Annotated in this window: 22 protein-coding genes; 9 read left to right on the top strand and 13 right to left on the bottom strand. The window is 64.9% G+C overall.

Features of this window, described 5'->3' with window-relative positions:
• The 3 genes from HYH07_RS22475 to HYH07_RS22485 form a co-directional block, all read right to left on the bottom strand.
• Positions 1-913 (bottom strand): SAM-dependent methyltransferase (locus tag HYH07_RS22475; protein ID WP_220004550.1); only part of this gene is annotated, 913 nt, incomplete at its 3' end.
• Between the two features lie 21 nt (positions 914-934).
• Positions 935-1,780, bottom strand: a complete 846-nt coding sequence (lgt, locus tag HYH07_RS22480) for a prolipoprotein diacylglyceryl transferase (RefSeq protein ID WP_220004551.1) — start codon at positions 1,778-1,780, stop codon at positions 935-937.
• A gap of 8 nt (positions 1,781-1,788) precedes the next feature.
• The gene (locus tag HYH07_RS22485) at positions 1,789-2,523 is read right to left on the bottom strand and encodes a dienelactone hydrolase family protein (protein WP_220004552.1); all 735 of its coding nucleotides are present in this window, start codon (positions 2,521-2,523) and stop codon (positions 1,789-1,791) included.
• Positions 2,524-2,699: 176 nt separating this feature from the next.
• Here HYH07_RS22485 and HYH07_RS22490 point away from each other — a divergent pair, with 176 nt between their 5' ends.
• From HYH07_RS22490 to ychF, 4 genes are all read left to right on the top strand, one after another.
• Entirely contained in the window at positions 2,700-2,951 is a 252-nt protein-coding gene (locus HYH07_RS22490; RefSeq protein WP_057741966.1) for an accessory factor UbiK family protein, read from the top strand.
• Positions 2,952-3,203: 252 nt separating this feature from the next.
• The gene (locus tag HYH07_RS22495) at positions 3,204-3,929 is read left to right on the top strand and encodes a 50S ribosomal protein L25/general stress protein Ctc (RefSeq protein ID WP_057741585.1); all 726 of its coding nucleotides are present in this window, start codon (positions 3,204-3,206) and stop codon (positions 3,927-3,929) included.
• A 61-nt stretch (positions 3,930-3,990) separates the two neighbouring features.
• Complete coding sequence (gene pth / locus HYH07_RS22500; RefSeq protein WP_220004553.1) at positions 3,991-4,596, top strand: aminoacyl-tRNA hydrolase; 606 nt, start codon at positions 3,991-3,993, stop codon at positions 4,594-4,596.
• A 4-nt stretch (positions 4,597-4,600) separates the two neighbouring features.
• On the top strand, positions 4,601-5,698 hold the full coding sequence (gene ychF, locus HYH07_RS22505; protein WP_220004554.1) for a redox-regulated ATPase YchF: 1,098 nt from the start codon (positions 4,601-4,603) through the stop codon (positions 5,696-5,698).
• A 134-nt stretch (positions 5,699-5,832) separates the two neighbouring features.
• On the opposite strand, the gene HYH07_RS36610 is transcribed toward ychF, so the two are convergent.
• Complete coding sequence (locus HYH07_RS36610; RefSeq protein ID WP_312016691.1) at positions 5,833-6,393, bottom strand: acyltransferase; 561 nt, start codon at positions 6,391-6,393, stop codon at positions 5,833-5,835.
• Positions 6,394-6,604: 211 nt separating this feature from the next.
• Positions 6,605-6,901, bottom strand: coding sequence for a DUF4282 domain-containing protein (locus HYH07_RS22515; protein WP_092230128.1), 297 nt, complete (start codon positions 6,899-6,901; stop codon positions 6,605-6,607).
• A 153-nt stretch (positions 6,902-7,054) separates the two neighbouring features.
• On the opposite strand from HYH07_RS22515, the gene HYH07_RS22520 reads away from it, so the two are divergent.
• From HYH07_RS22520 to HYH07_RS22530, 3 genes are all read left to right on the top strand, one after another.
• Positions 7,055-7,507 carry a MaoC family dehydratase gene (locus tag HYH07_RS22520; protein WP_220004556.1) on the top strand — a complete coding sequence of 151 codons (453 nt, stop codon included), beginning with the start codon at positions 7,055-7,057 and terminating at the stop codon, positions 7,505-7,507.
• Positions 7,507-7,986, top strand: coding sequence for a MaoC family dehydratase (locus HYH07_RS22525; RefSeq protein WP_220004557.1), 480 nt, complete (start codon positions 7,507-7,509; stop codon positions 7,984-7,986). Before HYH07_RS22520 ends, HYH07_RS22525 begins: the two co-directional genes overlap by 1 nt.
• A 201-nt stretch (positions 7,987-8,187) precedes the next feature.
• On the top strand, positions 8,188-8,334 hold the full coding sequence (locus tag HYH07_RS22530; RefSeq protein WP_164938884.1) for a hypothetical protein: 147 nt from the start codon (positions 8,188-8,190) through the stop codon (positions 8,332-8,334).
• A gap of 36 nt (positions 8,335-8,370) precedes the next feature.
• On the opposite strand, the gene HYH07_RS22535 is transcribed toward HYH07_RS22530, so the two are convergent.
• From HYH07_RS22535 to HYH07_RS22550, 4 genes are all read right to left on the bottom strand, one after another.
• Positions 8,371-8,508 (bottom strand): hypothetical protein, encoded by a 138-nt coding sequence (locus HYH07_RS22535; protein WP_164933651.1) that lies wholly within the window; start codon positions 8,506-8,508, stop codon positions 8,371-8,373.
• A gap of 316 nt (positions 8,509-8,824) precedes the next feature.
• Positions 8,825-9,250, bottom strand: coding sequence for a hypothetical protein (locus HYH07_RS22540; RefSeq protein WP_220004558.1), 426 nt, complete (start codon positions 9,248-9,250; stop codon positions 8,825-8,827).
• 172 nt (positions 9,251-9,422) lie between these two features.
• Entirely contained in the window at positions 9,423-10,343 is a 921-nt protein-coding gene (locus HYH07_RS22545) for a hypothetical protein (protein WP_220004559.1), read from the bottom strand.
• 213 nt (positions 10,344-10,556) lie between these two features.
• The gene (locus HYH07_RS22550) at positions 10,557-10,997 is read right to left on the bottom strand and encodes a nuclear transport factor 2 family protein (protein ID WP_220004560.1); all 441 of its coding nucleotides are present in this window, start codon (positions 10,995-10,997) and stop codon (positions 10,557-10,559) included.
• A 415-nt stretch (positions 10,998-11,412) separates the two neighbouring features.
• On the opposite strand from HYH07_RS22550, the gene HYH07_RS22555 reads away from it, so the two are divergent.
• Together HYH07_RS22555 and HYH07_RS22560 are read left to right on the top strand one after the other, a co-directional pair.
• Complete coding sequence (locus tag HYH07_RS22555) at positions 11,413-11,649, top strand: hypothetical protein (protein ID WP_220004561.1); 237 nt, start codon at positions 11,413-11,415, stop codon at positions 11,647-11,649.
• A gap of 149 nt (positions 11,650-11,798) precedes the next feature.
• Positions 11,799-12,185 carry a hypothetical protein gene (locus HYH07_RS22560; protein WP_220004562.1) on the top strand — a complete coding sequence of 129 codons (387 nt, stop codon included), beginning with the start codon at positions 11,799-11,801 and terminating at the stop codon, positions 12,183-12,185.
• 29 nt (positions 12,186-12,214) lie between these two features.
• On the opposite strand, the gene uvrB is transcribed toward HYH07_RS22560, so the two are convergent.
• The 4 genes from uvrB to HYH07_RS22580 all read right to left on the bottom strand — a co-directional run bounded on the left by uvrB (position 12,215) and on the right by HYH07_RS22580 (position 16,741).
• Complete coding sequence (uvrB, locus tag HYH07_RS22565; protein WP_220004563.1) at positions 12,215-15,115, bottom strand: excinuclease ABC subunit UvrB; 2,901 nt, start codon at positions 15,113-15,115, stop codon at positions 12,215-12,217.
• Positions 15,116-15,206: 91 nt separating this feature from the next.
• The gene (locus HYH07_RS22570) at positions 15,207-15,437 is read right to left on the bottom strand and encodes a hypothetical protein (protein WP_220004564.1); all 231 of its coding nucleotides are present in this window, start codon (positions 15,435-15,437) and stop codon (positions 15,207-15,209) included.
• A gap of 60 nt (positions 15,438-15,497) precedes the next feature.
• Positions 15,498-15,722: a hypothetical protein gene (locus HYH07_RS22575; RefSeq protein ID WP_220004565.1), complete on the bottom strand. Its 225-nt coding sequence runs from the start codon at positions 15,720-15,722 to the stop codon at positions 15,498-15,500.
• Between the two features lie 107 nt (positions 15,723-15,829).
• Positions 15,830-16,741 carry a LysR substrate-binding domain-containing protein gene (locus tag HYH07_RS22580; protein WP_220004566.1) on the bottom strand — a complete coding sequence of 304 codons (912 nt, stop codon included), beginning with the start codon at positions 16,739-16,741 and terminating at the stop codon, positions 15,830-15,832.
• Positions 16,742-16,795 lie beyond the last annotated feature (54 nt).

Genomic DNA, 16,795 nt, shown 5'->3' on the forward strand with positions numbered 1-16,795 from the left:
TGAGGAAGTCGCTCTGCGTCACCGGCCCGTGCACACGCGCGCCGACGTTCTCGGCTGCCCGCGCCAGCGCCTGGAAGTCGACATGGGCGGTGACGTCGGCCTGGCCAGGCGCCTTCAAGGGATCGGTGAAGGTGTGGCGCGCGATGGCCTGGAAGGTGTCGCCGGCATCGCTGCGCAAATGGCCGTAATCGATGATCAGCGCGGCGCCGTCCTGGTCGCGCACGCGAGAGGCAAGCTTCATGATCTCCGTATCGGGCCGCCATTCGAACACCGCGCCGACCGGCGCCGCCCGCACCAAAGGGGGCAGCAGCACGTCGAAGCGCGGCGTCGGCTCGGATGCGGCGCCGAACTGGAGCTTGCCGTTGGGGTCGATCTCGATCACGCGCTCATGCCAGCCGTCCTCGCGCTTCATCATCTGGTGGATCGGCAGCACGTCGAAATATTCGTTGGCGAGAATGACGCTGGGACCATCAGGCACGTCGTCGATGCTGTCGTGCCAGGTGATGCTGTTGCGCACCCCCGACAACGTCGCCTGTTGTCGTTCGCGCAGCACCGGATTGACCTCGACCAGATGAATGCTGAGCCCCTGATAGAGCGGCGGCAGCACGCGGAGCGCGCGCAGCGCGTCCGCCATCATGGTGCCGCGGCCGGGACCGAGTTCGATCAGCCGCAGGGATGGCGGCGAGCCCATCTGCTTCCAGACCGAGGCGGTCCATAACCCCAGGAGTTCGCCGAACATCTGGCTGACTTCGGGCGAGGTGGTGAAGTCGCCCTCACGCCCGAGCGGATCGCGCGAGACGTAATAGCCGTAGCGCGGATGCATCAGGCACGTCTCCATGTATCGCCAGACCGGCATGGGGCCTGAGGATTTGATCAGTGCCTTGATCTCGTTGAGCAGTGCCTGTTCGGTCACGAGCTGATGTCTCGAAATGAATTAACGAATGGAGGTGGCGGGCTTCGGCGCGCCGCGCCGTACTGCCATTACAATAAGTATGCCGCCGACGAGTAGCATCGGGATCGACAACAGCATGCCCATGGTTAACCCGCCCCAGAGGTAGCCGAGCTGGACGTCCGGCTCGCGGAAGTGCTCGCCGATGATCCGGGTCAGGCCGTAGATCAGGATGAAGCTGCCGAGGATCATGCCCGGGCGCTTCAGCGCGCCGAGGCGGATCATGATCGCGAGCACGGTGAACAGCAGGATGCCCTCCATGCCGGCTTCATAAAGCTGGCTCGGATGGCGTGGCAGGTGCGAGGGATCGTTGGGGAAGATCATCGCCCAGGGCACGCTCGCATCGGTGGCGCGGCCCCACAATTCGCCGTTGATGAAATTCGTCAGCCGCACCAGAAAGATTCCGATCGGCGCAACCCCGCAGGTGATGTCGCCCAGCGACAGGATCGAGATGCCATTCTTGCGGGCGAACCACATCACCGCGACGACGCAGCCCAGGAAACCGCCGTGGAAGGACATGCCGCCCTCCCACAATTTGAAGATGGCAGCCGGATGCTCGATGAAAAAGGGCAAATTGTAGAACAGCACGTAACCGGTGCGGCCGCCGACAATAATGCCGAGCGTCACCCACAGGATGAAGTCATCGATCTGCACCAGCGAGATTGGAACTGGCCCGCCCCACAAGCGCTGCTTTTTCAACAGTGACCGCGCATAGAGCCAGCCGAACGTGATCCCGCAGATATAGCCGAGCGCGTACCAGCGGATCGCGAACGGTCCGATCTGAAGCGCGACCGGATTGAACGATGGAAAGTCGATGAGCAGAAGGGGCATCGCGCCTGCTATTGATGGAGATTACGGCGATAGAGCGCCAGCAGCCGCTCCCAATGCCGCTCGGCGGCGTCGCGGTCATAGACCGGACGCTTGGGGAAGGCGAAGCCGTGATGGGTGCCGGGATAGATCTCGACCTCGGCCTTCGCGCCCTTCATGCCCTGCTTGACCTTCTCGATGATCTCGGTCGGCGCGTAGATGTCGGTCTCGGCGCAGGCGAAATAGAGCTCGGCCTTGGTCTTGCCGGCCGCGAGATGCGGGCTGTCGTCCTGGTCGGTCGCAAGCTGCGTGCCGTAGACCGAGGCGGCGGCCTTGACGCTTTCAGGGAAATGCGTGGCGGCGTTCACGGCGTAGCGGCCGCTCATGCAGTAGCCGACGGTGCCGACGATTTTGGTGTTCGCGGCCGTCTGGCCTTCGGCGTAAGTGAGCAGCGCACGCGTGTCGTCCATGATCAGGGGAATGGTCAACGAGCTCATCAGCGCAAACATGCGCTTGCGCTCCGGTGCGTTCGGATCGGCCGGCAGCGCGCCGAGCTCCATCACGCCGGAGCGGTAATAGAGGTTCGGCAGCATCACGTAATAACCCGAGGTCGCAAGGCGCCGCGCCATGTCGCGCAGCTCTTCGCGGATCGCCGGCGCGTCCATGTAGAACAGGATGACCGGGAACGGTCCACCACGCTCGGGATGGACGATGAAGGTCGCGGTGTGGCCGTCCTTGGTGGGAATAGCGATCTGCTGCTCGATCATGTCTTTCCGCCTTGTGATTCCCGGTTATGCAGCGACGTTGAATACGATTGCAAGGAAACCGGGGCATGACAAGGATACCGCGGCGCGGCCCTTGAACCTGTCACCGCAGATTGCCATTGTCTTTTGGTGCGTTCGCGCAAAGTTTATCGGGGCCGCCAACCGATCAGGAGACCGACATGACCCAGACCACCAACCGGTTTTTCGACGAGATCGGCCGCATGATGAACGATGCCGCCGGTGCGGCCCAGGGCGTCAAGCGCGAGTTCGACACCGTGATGCGCAACCAGGCCGAAAAATTCCTGCGCGACATGGACCTGGTCAAGCGCGAGGAGTTCGAGGCGGTCAAGGACATGGCCCGCCTGGCCCGCGAGGAGAACGAAGCCCTGAAGGCGCGCATCGCGGCGCTGGAGGCCAAGCTCGGCGGGTAATGCGGTTCCGTAGCCCGGATGGAGCGGAGCGCAATCCGGGCAGGTCTGGCCTGTTGCACAGTCCCCGGATTTCGCTCCGCTCCATCCGGGCTGCTCCGTGCCCCAAGCCCGCCCATTCTCCTTGTCATTTCCGGATCTTCCGGGTAAAAGCCCGCCACGTTCACGGCCCCCGCACCCCTGGAGGCTTGCTGTGGACCATGCCATGGGCCGCGCTGCGGCCCATTAACTTTTGCAAAAACAAGGACTTAGACTATGGCGACGACCGTCAAGGAATTGAAGGCGACCGCACGTCCGAAGAGCGGCAAGGGGGCCGCCCGGGCTGAGCGTCGCGCCGGGCGCGTGCCCGGAGTGATCTATGGCAACAACCAGCCCCCGCTGACGATCTCGATTGCAGATCGTGAACTGCGCCAGCGCATCCTCGCCGGCCGGTTCCTGACCACGCTGGTCGACATCGAGCTCGAGGGCAAGAAGCACCGCGTGATTCCGCGCGACTACCACCTCGATCCGGTCAAGGACTTCCCGATCCATGTCGACTTCATGCGGCTCGGCGAAGGCGCCACCATCCGCATCAGCGTGCCCCTGCACATCGTGAAGGCGGAAACCTCCCCGGGCGTGAAGCGCGGCGGCACCGTCAACATTGTCGCCCACGCCATCGATCTCGAGTGCTCGGTCGAGAACATCCCGCAGTTCCTCGAGGCCGACGTCGGCGCGCTCGAAATCGGCTACTCGCTGCATTTGTCGGACATCAAGCTTCCGGCCGGCGTGAAGGCGCTGACCCGCGAGGACGCGACCCTCGTCACCATCGTGCCGCCGTCCGGCTACGCCGAAGAGCAGAAGGCCGCGGCTGCGGCGGCTGCTGGCGGCGCGGCTCCGGCTGCGGGCGCTGCTGCTCCGGCGGCTGGCGCGGCTCCGGCTGCGGGTGCTGCTGCTCCGGCTGCTGCTGCCAAGGCTCCGGCCGGCGGCGACAAGAAGAAGTAATCCTTCAGACGAGCTGGTGCGCGGTCTTCGATCGCGTGCCGGCTGAGGGGCGCGCCGCGTCATGCGACTCTTTGTTGGGCTCGGCAATCCCGGCGCGAAATACGCACGTAACCGGCACAATATCGGCTTCATGGCCGTCGACGAGATTGCGCGGCGTCATGGTTTTTCACCATGGCGCCGTCGTTTTCAGGGCGAGACGTCGGAAGGCACGCTCGGACCCGAGCGCGTCATCCTGCTCAAGCCCACGACCTATATGAACGAGTCCGGCCGCAGCGTTCAGGAAGCGGCGAGCTTCTTCAAGATCGCGCCTGCTGATACCACGGTGTTTCACGACGAGCTCGAGCTGCCGCCGGGCAAGGTGCGGGTGAAGATCGGCGGCGGCATCGCCGGCCACAACGGTCTGCGCTCGATCTCGGCGCATATCGGCAACGAGTACCGCCGTGTCAGGCTCGGCATCGGTCATCCCGGTGTCAAGGAGCTGGTGCACGGCCACGTGCTGTCGGACTTCGCCAAGGCCGACAATGAGTGGGTGACGACGCTCTGCGAGGCGGTGGCCGAGCACGCCGCACTGATCGCCAAGGGCACTGACGCGACCTTTGCCAACCGGGTGCATCTGGCGATGCAGGCGAAGGGATTTTTGACCAAGGACGAGAACGGCAAGGAATAGGCTCGTGGGATTCAAATGCGGAATCGTCGGACTGCCCAATGTCGGCAAGTCGACCTTGTTCAACGCGCTGACCGAGACGGCCGCGGCGCAAGCTGCGAACTATCCGTTCTGCACCATCGAGCCTAATGTCGGCGAGGTCGCCGTGCCGGATCCGCGGCTCGACAAGCTGGCGGCGATCGCCAAGTCGGGCCAGATCATTCCGACCCGGCTGACCTTCGTCGACATCGCCGGCCTGGTGCGCGGCGCGTCCAAGGGTGAAGGCCTCGGCAACCAGTTCCTCGCCAATATTCGCGAGGTCGACGCCATCGTGCATGTCGTGCGCTGCTTCGAGGATTCCGACATCACCCATGTCGAGGGCAAGATCGCACCGCTCGCCGACATCGAGACCATCGAGACCGAGCTGATGCTCGCCGACCTCGACAGCCTCGAGAAGCGCGTCGACAATCTGACCAAGAGAGCCAAGGGCAACGACAAGGACGCCAAGGAGCAGCTCGACCTCGTCAACCGCACGCTGGTGCTGCTGCGCGACGGTAAGCCCGCGCGCCTCGTCGAGCGCAAGGCCGAAGAGGAGCGGGCGTTCTCGATGCTCGGCCTCTTGTCGTCAAAGCCGGTCCTCTACGTCTGCAACGTCGAGGAAGGCTCGGCGGCCACCGGCAACGCCTTCTCCAAGGCGGTCGAGGAGCAGGCGGCCAAGGAGGGCGCGGTTGCCGTCGTCATCTCCGCCAAGATCGAATCCGAGATCGCGACGATCTCGCGCGAGGAGCGTGCCGACTTCCTGGAGACGCTGAGTCTCGAAGAAGCGGGTCTGGATCGTCTGATCCGCGCCGGCTACAAGCTGCTCGAGCTCATCACCTATTTCACGGTGGGCCCGAAAGAAGCGCGCGCCTGGACCATCCATCGCGGCACCAAGGCGCCGGGCGCGGCCGGCGTGATCCACACCGATTTCGAAAAGGGCTTCATCCGCGCCGAGACGATTGCCTATGACGACTACGTCGCGCTCGGCGGCGAAGCCGGCGCCCGCGATGCCGGCAAGCTTCGCCTCGAAGGCAAGGAATACGTCGTCGCCGACGGCGACGTGATGCATTTCAGGTTTAATACCTAAGGCCTCAACGGCGGTACCGTAGGGTGGGCAAAGCGAAGCGTGCCCACGCGTCTTTCTCAAATCGCGAAATGATGGTGGGCACGGCGCTGCGCGGCTTTGCCCACCCTACGGCACCGTGTCCTACACAGCGTTCTCTATTCGTCGTCGCGGAACTGTCTGACGACCGCCGCCGGGTTTCCGGCGACGACCACGCGGGGTGGGACGTCCTCACGCACCACCGATCCGGCGCCCACGACCGAGTGGTCGCCGATCGTCACGCCCTTGAGCACGATCGAGCGCGCGCCCACCCAGACATTGTCCCCGATGTGCACCGGCGCGACGGCCCGAGCAACCGCAGGCGCGTGCCGAAGCCGCGGGGGAAGGTTGTGAAAGTCCGTGTCGACGATGTCGCAGTCGCTGATCAGGCAGGACGACCCGATATCGACCTTCTGCGCGCAGCCGATCCAGCAGCCATTGAGCAAGGTGTCCTTGCCGACCGTCACCTGGCCATGTCCGGTGATGAGCACGCGCTTGCCGATCCGGCAATTCGCTCCGATCGACACCCGGACGCCCCGACCGAGCACCAGCCGCCCCTTGAACACGATCCCGGGCCCGAGCTGGAGCCGGCGCCCGTACCGCAATGTCAGCCAGGCCCGACAACAGGCGAAGAAGAGGAGCGCACCGACCCGCAGCACCGGGTTCTCGATCTTGCCCACCAATCCGCTCCTGACCCCTGTGGCGTCCCGCGCCTCTCACGCTGGGCCGAGCCTGTCATCCGCGCGTAAATACGCGGTGAAGAACGAGGTCTACCTCATGGGTGCAGTAGGGTGGGCAAAGCGCAGCGTGCCCACCATTTCTCTCAATCGCGGAATGGCCGTGGGCACGGCGCTTTGCTCCTTTGCCCACCCTACGGCACCTGCATTCGTATCACCGCATCCCGCCGCCCTGATCCCTGATGGCGCCGAGATGCTCGTTGATGCGGAACACGATCAGGATCAGCTCCGCGGCGATGCGCGAGAACACCACGCCGACGACCACGCCCGCGATCGATTCCAGCACGACCAGGAAACCGGCGAACGGGCTGATCGCCATCGCGGTGAGGCCGGCGAAGATTCCGGAGAGTCCGAACAGGCAGATCACGCCGATCACCAGCCAGTAGAAGGTCTTGATGATCGTCGGCGTGATGAAGCGGTCCCACTGAAACAGATCGCTGAATGAAAACATCTCTCTCCCCCGGGCAAATCGCGCCCCCGGCCGTGCCGTCAGGACAATGAGGCAGGCCGACTCGCCGAATGTAGCACGAGCCATGCGGGCCGGCGGGTTGAGATTGCTGCAAAGTGCGGCCACAATCTGTCCTTCCCGCAAAGCTTTTCCAAGATGACCCTGACCTTCGAAGATTTCCCGCCAGGCCGCTATGGAACGTTCGGCCCGCGCCATGTCACCCGCGACGAGATATTGGCGTTTGCCGCCGAGTTCGATCCGCAGCCGATGCATCTGGATGAAGAGGCCGCCAGCAAAAGCATGCTGCGCGGCCTGTCGGGCTCGGGCTGGCATCTGTGCTCCTTGATGATGCGGATGATGGCCGACGGTTTCATCACCCGTGCCGCCTCGCTCGGGTCTCCGGGGGTCGACGAGGTGCGTTGGCTCTCGCCGCTCAGGCCGGGTGATGATCTCACGCTCGACGTCGATGTCGTTGAAGCGCGCACCTCGAAGAGCCGGCCGAACCTCGGCATCGTCAAGTTCAAATGCACCGCGCGTAACGCCAAAGGCGAAGCGCTGTGCGAGATGACCTCGCCGATCCTGATCGAGCGACGCGCGGGAGCGGCCTGATGCGGTTCTTCGAGCAGATCGAGATCGGACAGCGCCGCGAACTCGGCGCCTACAGCTTCACCGCCGAATCCATCAAGGCTTTCGCCGCCAGGTTCGATCCGCAGCGCTTTCACCTTGACGAGGAGGAAGGCAAGAATTCGCTGTTCGGCGGGCTTGCTGCGTCCGGCTGGCATGTCGGCTCGGCCTGCATGAGCTTGGTGGTCGCCGACGGCCAACGTCTGGCGCGTGAGGCAGCTTCACGCGGCGAGGAGGTTGCCGTCTGGGGACCGTCGCCGGGCTTTCGCGACCTGCGCTGGATCAGGCCGGTGCTCGCCGGCGATATCATCTCTTTCGCCAGCGTCGTCATCGACAAGCGCAGCTCCGCCTCGCGTCCCGGCTGGGGCATCCTGACCGCCCGCACCACCGGCACCAACCAGCGCGGCGAGGAGGTCTATTCCATCACCGCCAGCGCCTTCGTGCCGATGCGGAAGAGCGCTTAGACCAGTTCCAGGATGATCAGCCAAAACAGCGCGCGAGTGTTGCCCGCGCGCTATGGACGCGATTCAGGGTGACTGCCATAAGCCTCCCGAGATGGCCCGGTCCCTCGCGAAGCAGCAACCGGAACCATCGAGTTGCTAACCAATTATGAACCTGTCGCTGTCTATTTGAACGAACTGGGCAGAGGACAGGGAACGAGAACGATGGCAGACCGCGGCGCACTGAAATTGGTCGGATTTATCTTCGCTACCGCGACGCTGGCCGTGATGCTGGTGGCCGGCATGGTGGTGAAGGGCTACGCCGACGGCGCCTACACCCTGGAAGCCTCGACGGTCGACGCGAGCCGTTAAGAGACTGTTTACGTTCCGGGCAAGCGGCTTCCGGCCTCAGCGGCTATAGACGAACGCCAAAATTGCGATCGCAACCGCCAGCAGCCCGACAAAGCGCAGCATGATGGTCCCGAACTGGCTCGGCGCGGGCCGCAGCGGTATCGGGTCCGTGGTATCGGGCCGAATGCTTTCCATCTGAGATGTCCCCGAGGCCCGGCCGTCAGCGGCACGGACGCTTGGCATTGGTCGCCGGGAGTAGGCGGTGGGTTCAAACCGGCGCATTCGCCGCCTTCGCGGCCACACCCAGCGCTGCATGCCCCGCGAATGCGGGGCATCCAGTACGCCGCGGCGCCTCGGCTCAACCACAAGCGTCTCTGGAATACGGGATCACCCGCCTTCGCGGGTGATGACACCTGTCTTGGAGAGACAGCGTGAGCCCCTCACGTGCCAAAATCAAAACCGCCGCGCCCCTTTTCGGAACGCGGCGGCTGGTGATGCTTCGTCCGTCCGATCAGCTATTGCGCAGGCCGTCGGCGGCGCGCTTCCACTGGGCGACGTTGTCGGCGATCATGCGGGTCGACTTCATCGCGGCCTGGCTGAGCTGGGCGTAGCCCGAGATCTCGCGCTGGACGCGCTGGCCTTCGGCATGAAGCAGGTCGCGCAGGCTCTCCAGCTCGGAGATCAGATTCTCGATCTCGGCGAGCGAGGTGCCGGCGACGCGCTGGATCAGCGAGTTGACGTTGGTCACGGTGGCTTCCGCGCTCGGATCGAGCGGCGGCGAGTCCGTGGTCGCGGCGGTGGCCGGCCGGCGCAGATAGGCGATGTCGTTGCGGACGAAATCGCGGATACCGGCCTCGACTTCGGTCACGGCGGCGAGATTGCTGTCGACCGTCTCGGTCTCGGTGGTCTCGGTCTTTTCCGGACGCATGGCGTTCATCGTTATTCCCCTGTTCGCGTTGAGCGCAGCGCGAGTGTCCCCCGCACGACGATGTGTGTCAGGCCGATGCATCTGTGCGCCGGATTTTGACCGCAACAGGGCCGAGATGCGGCAAGGGCGGACCATTCGGGGGCTTTGCCGTGGCGTACGGTTAGGGAAGTCTAAACAAGGCTCACCAGCTCTTCTTGAAGCCGGCCGTCACGTTCTTGTTGATCACGCCTTGCGAGGTTTCGCCGACCGAGCCGGAGACGGTGACGTTGTCGAACAGCCTCTGCTCGGCGCCTACCTTGCGCAGCCATTTGTCGTCGGTGGTCGATAGGCTCTGCCCCGCCGAGATGCTGGTCCCGGTGTCGGTGATCGTGACCTTGGCGGACTGGTCGGTCTCGTAATTGCGGCTGACGTGGCCGCCGAGGCCGGGCAGCGCCGTGGTGCCCTGCTGGTTGACGCTGTAGCCGTTCTGCAGCGTCAGCGAGGTGTCGCCCGACAGCGGCATTGATTTGGTCAGCGACGCCCCGAGCCTGCTCTGTTCGCTGCCCGGATCGACGCGGGCTTCGACCGCAGTCTTGTCCCAGATCGCGCCTGCGCCCGGCGCGGTCGCGGCGGCCCAGGCGCTGCCGGAGGATTGCGGCAGGTTGCCGCCATTTTCGGCCTTCAGCGCCAGCAGCTCCGACATCGTGGTCGGCTCTTTCGTCACCGTCATGTCGGCGCCGATGCGGGCGTCCCAGAACGGGGACACCGACTGCTTGACCTTAACGCCCGAGGAGCCGTTGGCATTGGCGCTGGACGACCAGTCGATCCCGTCCTTGGCGGCGGCTTGCGCGCGCTTCTTGGCGGCGAGGAGGTCGTTGAGCGTACCCGCGTCGATGGCGAGCTGGCTCCAGTCGAGCTTGTCGACGTCGATGCCTTTGAGCACGTCGGGGGCGTTGACGCTGGGGGCCTCGGCGACCTCGGCCTCGTCGTCGTCAGCCGTGGTCGCGGCGGGGGGCGGGGAGAAGGGCGGAATCATCTGCGCTGCAGCCGTCAGCACTGAACCCAAAATGAACGCGGCAGCCAGCGGCAGCCTGGTCCAGCCGAAACCTGTCGTGAATTCCATTGCCTTGCCCGCGAGCCCAGTTCGCGCGGAAAATGCGGAACTATCGTTGCGAAATTGTGGCGCCGATAATGACGAACCAACGGGCCGCGCGCAAATGGCGCGCCCGGTGATGAGCATCTCCATGACGGCGTCCGGCGGGGCTGGAGGCCAGTACGTGTCATAGCAGCATCAATCGACCGGTCCCGAATTCTCAGGAAGCCCGTTGGTGTCCCTTCAGCCGACGCTGGTTATCTTTGGCAGATGAATGGCGCGGCCGAGCGCCTGTTCGACCAGATCGAAGGTGTCGACCAGCACACGCAGGCTGATCAGCCTATCAGCCCTGAACTGTACGAACTGCGCCACGCGCAGGCTGATCGGCTTGTCGGAATCCAGCGCCGTCAGCGAGTAGCGCAGCATCGAGGAGGCGGAATCGACGCCCAGCATGATGCTCTCGCGCTCGAAGCGGCGGACGCGGAAATTGTCGGCGAGCTGGCGGATGACCCGGAGCACGGCCGCCTTGCCCTGGCGCGCGCCCAGGAACGGAAACATGTCGATCGGGCCGTAGATCGCCCATTCGACGTCTTCGTCGATCAGGGCCTCGATATCCTCGAAATGCCGGTCGTTGATCGCACGGTGCAACGCGCGCGAGAAACGCCAGAGGCTGTGCTCTGTCATTTGGGGGCGTCCTGAAATTGAAGCGTAAAAACGGAAAACAACCCCATGCACAGTAAGGTGCCGAGGGGCTGCTGAATTCATTTGTATGCGAACAAATACGGGATTTCTGGAAAAACTCAAATCACGTTTTTGCAAGGCACAAGTGAGCGCAAAGTGTGAGATTTACAACAGGACCCCGTAATCCTACCGGGTCCGGGAAGCGGGGGAGGTTCAACGGGCCGTTGGAGATGCGCGAGTGCCCGCGCGGCACAACCAGTGTCGTCCTGGCCTTCGCCAGGACCACTCCGGGGAGACACCTGCTCCGCCTCCACTCCCGCCCCCACGATCAACGGCCCGAGGTTTCTCACCATGTGGCGAGCACGGGAACCCGGCCGGCTCGCCGTCGTTGAGGACGCTGACACCGCAGGAGACATCGATGAAATCCCCGCTTCTCACCGTCACCGCCGCGCTGCTTATGTTCGGCGCAAATTCCGCCGCCAACGCCAAGGGCTGCATCAAGGGCGCCATCGTCGGCGGCGTTGCCGGCCATTATGCCGGTCATCACGGCATGCTCGGCGCCGCCGCCGGCTGCCTCTACGGCCGCCATCGCGCCAACGAGCAGGACAGGCAGCAGCAACAACAGAGCCAGGCGAACGGGCAGGGCAGGCTGTAGTCTACTTCGTCATTCCGGGGCGCGGCGAAGCCGCGAGCCCGGAATCCATCATGCGGCAGTTCCGATAGTTGAATGGGGCGTGAGTCACCTCACATCCCGGCCTTCACCCTGTGGCTAAGGTCATCCCCATGTCATCAGGGAGACGTGCCATGGCCGCTATCGCCACCGCGAGAAAGTCCCGCCCGCGCAACGCGCTCGAAGGCCTTGCGCTGACCGCGCTGCTGCAGAGCTTTCCGACCTTCGCGGCGGCAGCGCTGCTGCTCAAGCTGTGCGGCAACCACGACCTCGTCGGCGACCCCGGCGTCGCCATCTTCGTCGCCTTCGCCTCGCTCGCCCACGCGATGCTGGCCGTGACGCTCGGCCCGAGCTTCCCCGCCGCCTTCAAGACCGTCTACGAGCCGAAATTCTTCGCGGCCCATCTGTCGCTCTCCGACAAGATCACCGCCTGGCGCACCCAGCCGGCCGCCTCGCTCCAGCTCATGACCATCATGCTGCTGCTGTCGGTGATGGCTGTGGTGACGGCGAGTGTCGGGTGAGGGCGTTGACCGTCCTCACACCCGACACCCTACCTTTTCTTCCACCCACCCCGTCGTCCCGGCATCCCACCCGTCGATTTCGGCGCAGGCCCGAACTCCGGCCCGGATTGCCTTGAATCCGTCGGCTGGATGATCCGGCTGGTGCTGCCGAACGGCTTGGCCGGCATGCTCGGGCTGGCGCGGTAGGGCAGCGATTCCGGGCCGTGCATCTCGTCGAGATGCGGCTTGTGCACGCGTGAGCCTTTGCCGCCGCCCGCCTTGAGCGCTGTTGCGGCGCTCTTGTTCTTCATCGCACTGACCGGCAAATTGGCGGCATCGCCGTATTTCCTGGTGCCGGCATAGGCGCCGGCCTTGCCGGTGACGGCGCGCTGCTTGGCGGTGGGATCGTCGACCACGGCGAGCTCGGTGGCGCGCAGGCGCTTGACCTCGTCGCGCAGGCGCGCGGCTTCCTCGAAGTTCAGGTCGGCGGCGGCCTCGCGCATCCGCGTCTCGAGGTCGGCAAGCACGGCTTCAAAATTGTGGCCGATCGAGATGACGTCGTCGGTCATGTCGTGACCTCCGACCTCGACCAGCACGTGGTCGCGCTCATAGACGGAGTTGAGGATGTCGCCGATGTTCTTCTTCACGCTTTCAGGCGTGATGCCGTTGGCGGTGTTGTATTCGACCTGTTTTTCGCGACGCCGGTTGGTCTCGGCGATGGCGCGCTCCATCGAGCCGGTCATCTGGTCGGCATAGAGGATCACCTTGCCGTCGACGTTGCGCGCGGCGCGGCCGATGGTCTGAATCAAGGACGTTTCACTGCGCAGAAAGCCTTCCTTGTCGGCATCGAGAATGGCGACCAGCGCGCATTCGGGAATGTCGAGGCCTTCGCGCAACAGGTTGATGCCGACCAGCGCGTCGAACGCACCCAAGCGCAGATCCCTGATGATCTCGATGCGCTCGATGGTGTCGATATCGCTGTGCATGTAGCGGACGCGGATGCCCTGCTCATGCAGATATTCGGTGAGGTCCTCCGCCATGCGCTTCGTCAGCACCGTGATCAGCGAGCGATAGCCGGCCTGCGCGGTCGCGCGCACCTCGCCGACGAGATCGTCGACCTGGGTGCGGGCCGGGCGGATATCGACCGGCGGATCGATCAGGCCGGTCGGCCTGATCACCTGCTCGACGAATACGCCACCGCTTTCGTTCAGCTCCCAGCTGCTCGGCGTCGCCGACACCGCGATTGTTTGCGGCCGCATCATGTCCCACTCCTCGAAGCGGAGCGGGCGGTTGTCCATGCAGGAGGGCAGGCGGAAACCGTATTCGGCCAGCGTCGCCTTGCGGCGGAAGTCGCCGCGGAACATGGCGCCGATCTGCGGGATGGTGACATGGCTTTCGTCGGCGAAGATCAGCGCGTTGTCGGGGACGTATTCGAACAGGGTCGGCGGCGGCTCTCCGGGGCGGCGCCCGGTGAGATAGCGCGAATAGTTCTCGATGCCGGCGCAGCTTCCGGTCGCTTCCATCATCTCGAGGTCGAAGGTGGTGCGCTGCTCCAGCCGCTGTGCTTCCAGGAGGCGGCCCTGATTGTTGAGCTGGTCGAGCCGCTGCTTCAGTTCCGACTTGATCGACTTGATCGCCTGCACCAGCGTCGGACGCGGCGTCACATAGTGCGAATTGGCGTACATCTTGATGAATTCGAGTTCGTCCTGCTTGTGGCCGGTGAGCGGATCGAACTCCTCGATGCTCTCGATGGTGTCGCCGAACAGGTTCACGCGCCAGGCGCGGTCTTCATAGTGCGCCGGGAAGATGTCGATGACGTCGCCGCGCACCCGGAAAGTGCCGCGGGTGAAGTCGGCCTGCGTGCGCTTGTACTGGAGCGCGACGAGGTCGGCGATCAGCTGGCGCTGGTCGATGCGCTCGCCTTTCTTCAGCGCGAACGTCATCGCGGTGTAGGTCTCGACCGAGCCGATACCGTAGATGCAGGACACCGAGGCGACGATGATGACGTCGTCGCGTTCGAGCAGGGCGCGCGTCGCCGAGTGGCGCATGCGGTCGATCTGCTCGTTGATCGAGGAGTCTTTTTCTATGTAGGTGTCCGTGCGCGGGACATAGGCTTCCGGCTGGTAGTAGTCGTAGTAGGAGACGAAGTACTCGACCGCGTTATCGGGGAAGAAGTTCTTGAACTCGCCATAGAGCTGGGCGGCCAGCGTCTTGTTCGGCGCCAGGATCAGCGCCGGGCGCTGCGTCGCCTCGATCACCTTGGCCATGGTGTAGGTCTTGCCGGAGCCGGTGACGCCGAGCAGCACCTGCGAACGATCGTTGCGTTCGATGCCTTCGACCAGCTCCTTGATCGCGGTCGGCTGGTCGCCGCGCGGCTGGTATTCCGACTTGATCTCGAAACGCACGCCGCCTTCGGACTTCTCCGGGCGCGGCGGCCGATGCGGCGTCCACACCCTCATGGAGCCGTCGTCCTTGCGGAACTCCGGCCGCCCCTCGCGGATCAGCGATTCCAGCGCGTCGGCCGTCGCCTTGACGCCGAGCGCCTCCATCTTTGACCGCGGCGGACGCGCCAGCGCTTCGGCGTCGTCCTCCTCGGTGGGAAGACCGAGCTGCCGCGCCAGTTCCGGATCGAGCGTCGGGATCGTGGCGGCAGTTCCGTAATTGGCCTGCGGCGCTTCTTCCAGTCCGGCCAGCCGGTCGGCCGGAAAATCCTTCGGCGTCGAGGCGCGCGCGCGATGCGCGGCAGCCTCGCCGCCAGCGCGGCGGTCGCGCGAGTTGTCGGGTGGCGGCTGCAGCCCGGTGCCCGATCCAAGCCCCGCATCGCCGCGATTGATCGCAGGATTGAGCAGCTCGGCCAGCGCCGGCCCGATCGGCTGCACATCAGGCCGATGTGCCTTCGAATTCGGAGCCTTGATTTTAGGGGTTTTCGGGGGAGCAGGTTTCTTCGCCATGAAGCGAATATGGGACGAGTCCGCCCTTCAGAAAAGGGCGAAGCTATGTCCCGGAGCAGGCTGCTGACAGCAGGTTGGCAGCAGCGCCAGACTACGCCGCCGGCAGCGGCCCGTCGCCGTCCACGACCGTCAGGCGCGGCTCGAGGATATCGAGATGGATCCCGCCGCAATCGGTGCAGCGCATGGTCCAGTACTCGCACCCGGCGCGGCCGCCGATCACACGGAGAATCGCGAGATCGCCGTCGCATTCCGGGCAGATCGACAGCACCTGGCGCGAATAGATTCGCGGCCGCCCGCCGTCGTCGATTTCGATCACTGACATGGTCCAGGTGTTCCCCTGCTGTGCCGCGATGTCCTTCAGTCCTGTTGCCGCGCCCCCGGCCTATTCGTCGCTGTCGCCGGCGTGCCGGCGGAAGCGGTCGATGTGATGCTTGGCGTCTGCGATCGCAGCGTCGGGATCCGGCCAAGCGAAGCCGACTTCCATGGTCGGAAACAGCACGCCGTCGATGGCAAGCGGGCTCAAATCGGCGCGCCGGATCCGGGCGTGCCACAGTCCCTTGCCAGCTTCGAAGGATTCGATGTCAAAGCCGTCGTAGAGGGTCGTCATTGGAAGTCCCCAAATGCTCAGATGGAGGGTTAGAGGACCACGTTTGCGGATTTCGATATGTGAAGCCGTTCACAAGAGGCCGGCTTTTTCAGCCGAACGATTGGTCGTCAGTTCCGCGCGGCGCGCCCCGACCGCCGCGGCCGGGCCGCCGGTTCCGCCGCCGCTCGCATGATCCAGCGGCGGAACGCGGTAAAATCGCGCTGCTCGGTCTGGAAGCTGCGGTAGATCAGGTACCAGCGCATGCCCTTGGGCACCGAGAGGTCGAACGGCGCCACCAGGCGTCCGGCGGCGAGGTCGTCGTCGATATAGGGCCGGATGCCCATGGCGACGCCGAGTCCGTCGACAGCAGCTTGCAGCGCCTGGCCGTAGAACTGGAACTCCGGCCCGCGCGCATTGATGCGGGTGAGGTTCGCCGCCTTCAGCCAGATCGGCCAGTCCTCCGGCGAATGCGTGACGCGGATCAGGCCCGGCCCTTTGAGGTCGGACGGCCGCTTCAGGCCGCTGGCGAGGCGGGGCACGCAGACCGGCGTCAAATCGCCCGCGAACAGCGGCTCGGCGACGAGGCCCGGCCAGTCGCCGCTGCCGAGCTTGATGCCGCAGCTCCAGTCCTCGCCGAACGGCACCTCGGCGCCGCCGGTGGTGAAGCGCACCTCGATGTCGGGCTCTTCGCTGCGGAATTCCGACAGCCGCGGGATCAGCCAGCGCATCGCAAAGGTGTGGCCGACACCGATGGTGAGCACCCGCACGCTTGCAGGTGCCGTCACCTGCGCGGTGAGGCTGGCGAGCGCATCGAAAATCGGCGTCAGCCCGCTTTGATAGGCGCGGCCCGCCTGCGTCGGCACCAGCCTGTTGGCCTTGCGTTCGAACAGCGCGACGCCGAGCCGCTCCTCCAGCAGATGCACCATGCGGCTGACGGCGGCCGCCGAGACGTTCAGCTCGATCCCGGCCGCGGCAAAGCTGCCGGTCCGCGCCGCCGCCTCGAATGCCTTGATGCCGTTGAGAAAGAGCAGCCGCCGCAAGGGACCCTCAGGAAAGCTGATGCCAGGCCAAGATAACTCAGTTTGCGCAGGCGC

Origin of the sequence: Bradyrhizobium sp. BR 10261 (assembly GCF_019455395.1) — a bacterium.
Classification (GTDB): Bacteria; Pseudomonadota; Alphaproteobacteria; order Rhizobiales; family Xanthobacteraceae; genus Bradyrhizobium; species Bradyrhizobium manausense.

What these genes read in the sequence shown, in the direction of transcription:
- lgt (WP_220004551.1), bottom strand. Translation starts at nt 1,780, where the DNA reads ATGCCCCTTCTGCTCATCGACTTTCCATCGTTCAATCCGGTCGCGCTT.
- HYH07_RS22485 (WP_220004552.1), bottom strand. Translation starts at nt 2,523, where the DNA reads ATGATCGAGCAGCAGATCGCTATTCCCACCAAGGACGGCCACACCGCG.
- HYH07_RS22490 (WP_057741966.1), top strand. Translation starts at nt 2,700, where the DNA reads ATGACCCAGACCACCAACCGGTTTTTCGACGAGATCGGCCGCATGATG.
- HYH07_RS22495 (WP_057741585.1), top strand. Translation starts at nt 3,204, where the DNA reads ATGGCGACGACCGTCAAGGAATTGAAGGCGACCGCACGTCCGAAGAGC.
- pth (WP_220004553.1), top strand. Translation starts at nt 3,991, where the DNA reads ATGCGACTCTTTGTTGGGCTCGGCAATCCCGGCGCGAAATACGCACGT.
- HYH07_RS22515 (WP_092230128.1), bottom strand. Translation starts at nt 6,901, where the DNA reads ATGTTTTCATTCAGCGATCTGTTTCAGTGGGACCGCTTCATCACGCCG.
- HYH07_RS22520 (WP_220004556.1), top strand. Translation starts at nt 7,055, where the DNA reads ATGACCCTGACCTTCGAAGATTTCCCGCCAGGCCGCTATGGAACGTTC.
- HYH07_RS22525 (WP_220004557.1), top strand. Translation starts at nt 7,507, where the DNA reads ATGCGGTTCTTCGAGCAGATCGAGATCGGACAGCGCCGCGAACTCGGC.
- HYH07_RS22530 (WP_164938884.1), top strand. Translation starts at nt 8,188, where the DNA reads ATGGCAGACCGCGGCGCACTGAAATTGGTCGGATTTATCTTCGCTACC.
- HYH07_RS22535 (WP_164933651.1), bottom strand. Translation starts at nt 8,508, where the DNA reads ATGGAAAGCATTCGGCCCGATACCACGGACCCGATACCGCTGCGGCCC.
- HYH07_RS22540 (WP_220004558.1), bottom strand. Translation starts at nt 9,250, where the DNA reads ATGAACGCCATGCGTCCGGAAAAGACCGAGACCACCGAGACCGAGACG.
- HYH07_RS22545 (WP_220004559.1), bottom strand. Translation starts at nt 10,343, where the DNA reads ATGGAATTCACGACAGGTTTCGGCTGGACCAGGCTGCCGCTGGCTGCC.
- HYH07_RS22550 (WP_220004560.1), bottom strand. Translation starts at nt 10,997, where the DNA reads ATGACAGAGCACAGCCTCTGGCGTTTCTCGCGCGCGTTGCACCGTGCG.
- HYH07_RS22555 (WP_220004561.1), top strand. Translation starts at nt 11,413, where the DNA reads ATGAAATCCCCGCTTCTCACCGTCACCGCCGCGCTGCTTATGTTCGGC.
- HYH07_RS22560 (WP_220004562.1), top strand. Translation starts at nt 11,799, where the DNA reads ATGGCCGCTATCGCCACCGCGAGAAAGTCCCGCCCGCGCAACGCGCTC.
- uvrB (WP_220004563.1), bottom strand. Translation starts at nt 15,115, where the DNA reads ATGGCGAAGAAACCTGCTCCCCCGAAAACCCCTAAAATCAAGGCTCCG.
- HYH07_RS22570 (WP_220004564.1), bottom strand. Translation starts at nt 15,437, where the DNA reads ATGTCAGTGATCGAAATCGACGACGGCGGGCGGCCGCGAATCTATTCG.
- HYH07_RS22575 (WP_220004565.1), bottom strand. Translation starts at nt 15,722, where the DNA reads ATGACGACCCTCTACGACGGCTTTGACATCGAATCCTTCGAAGCTGGC.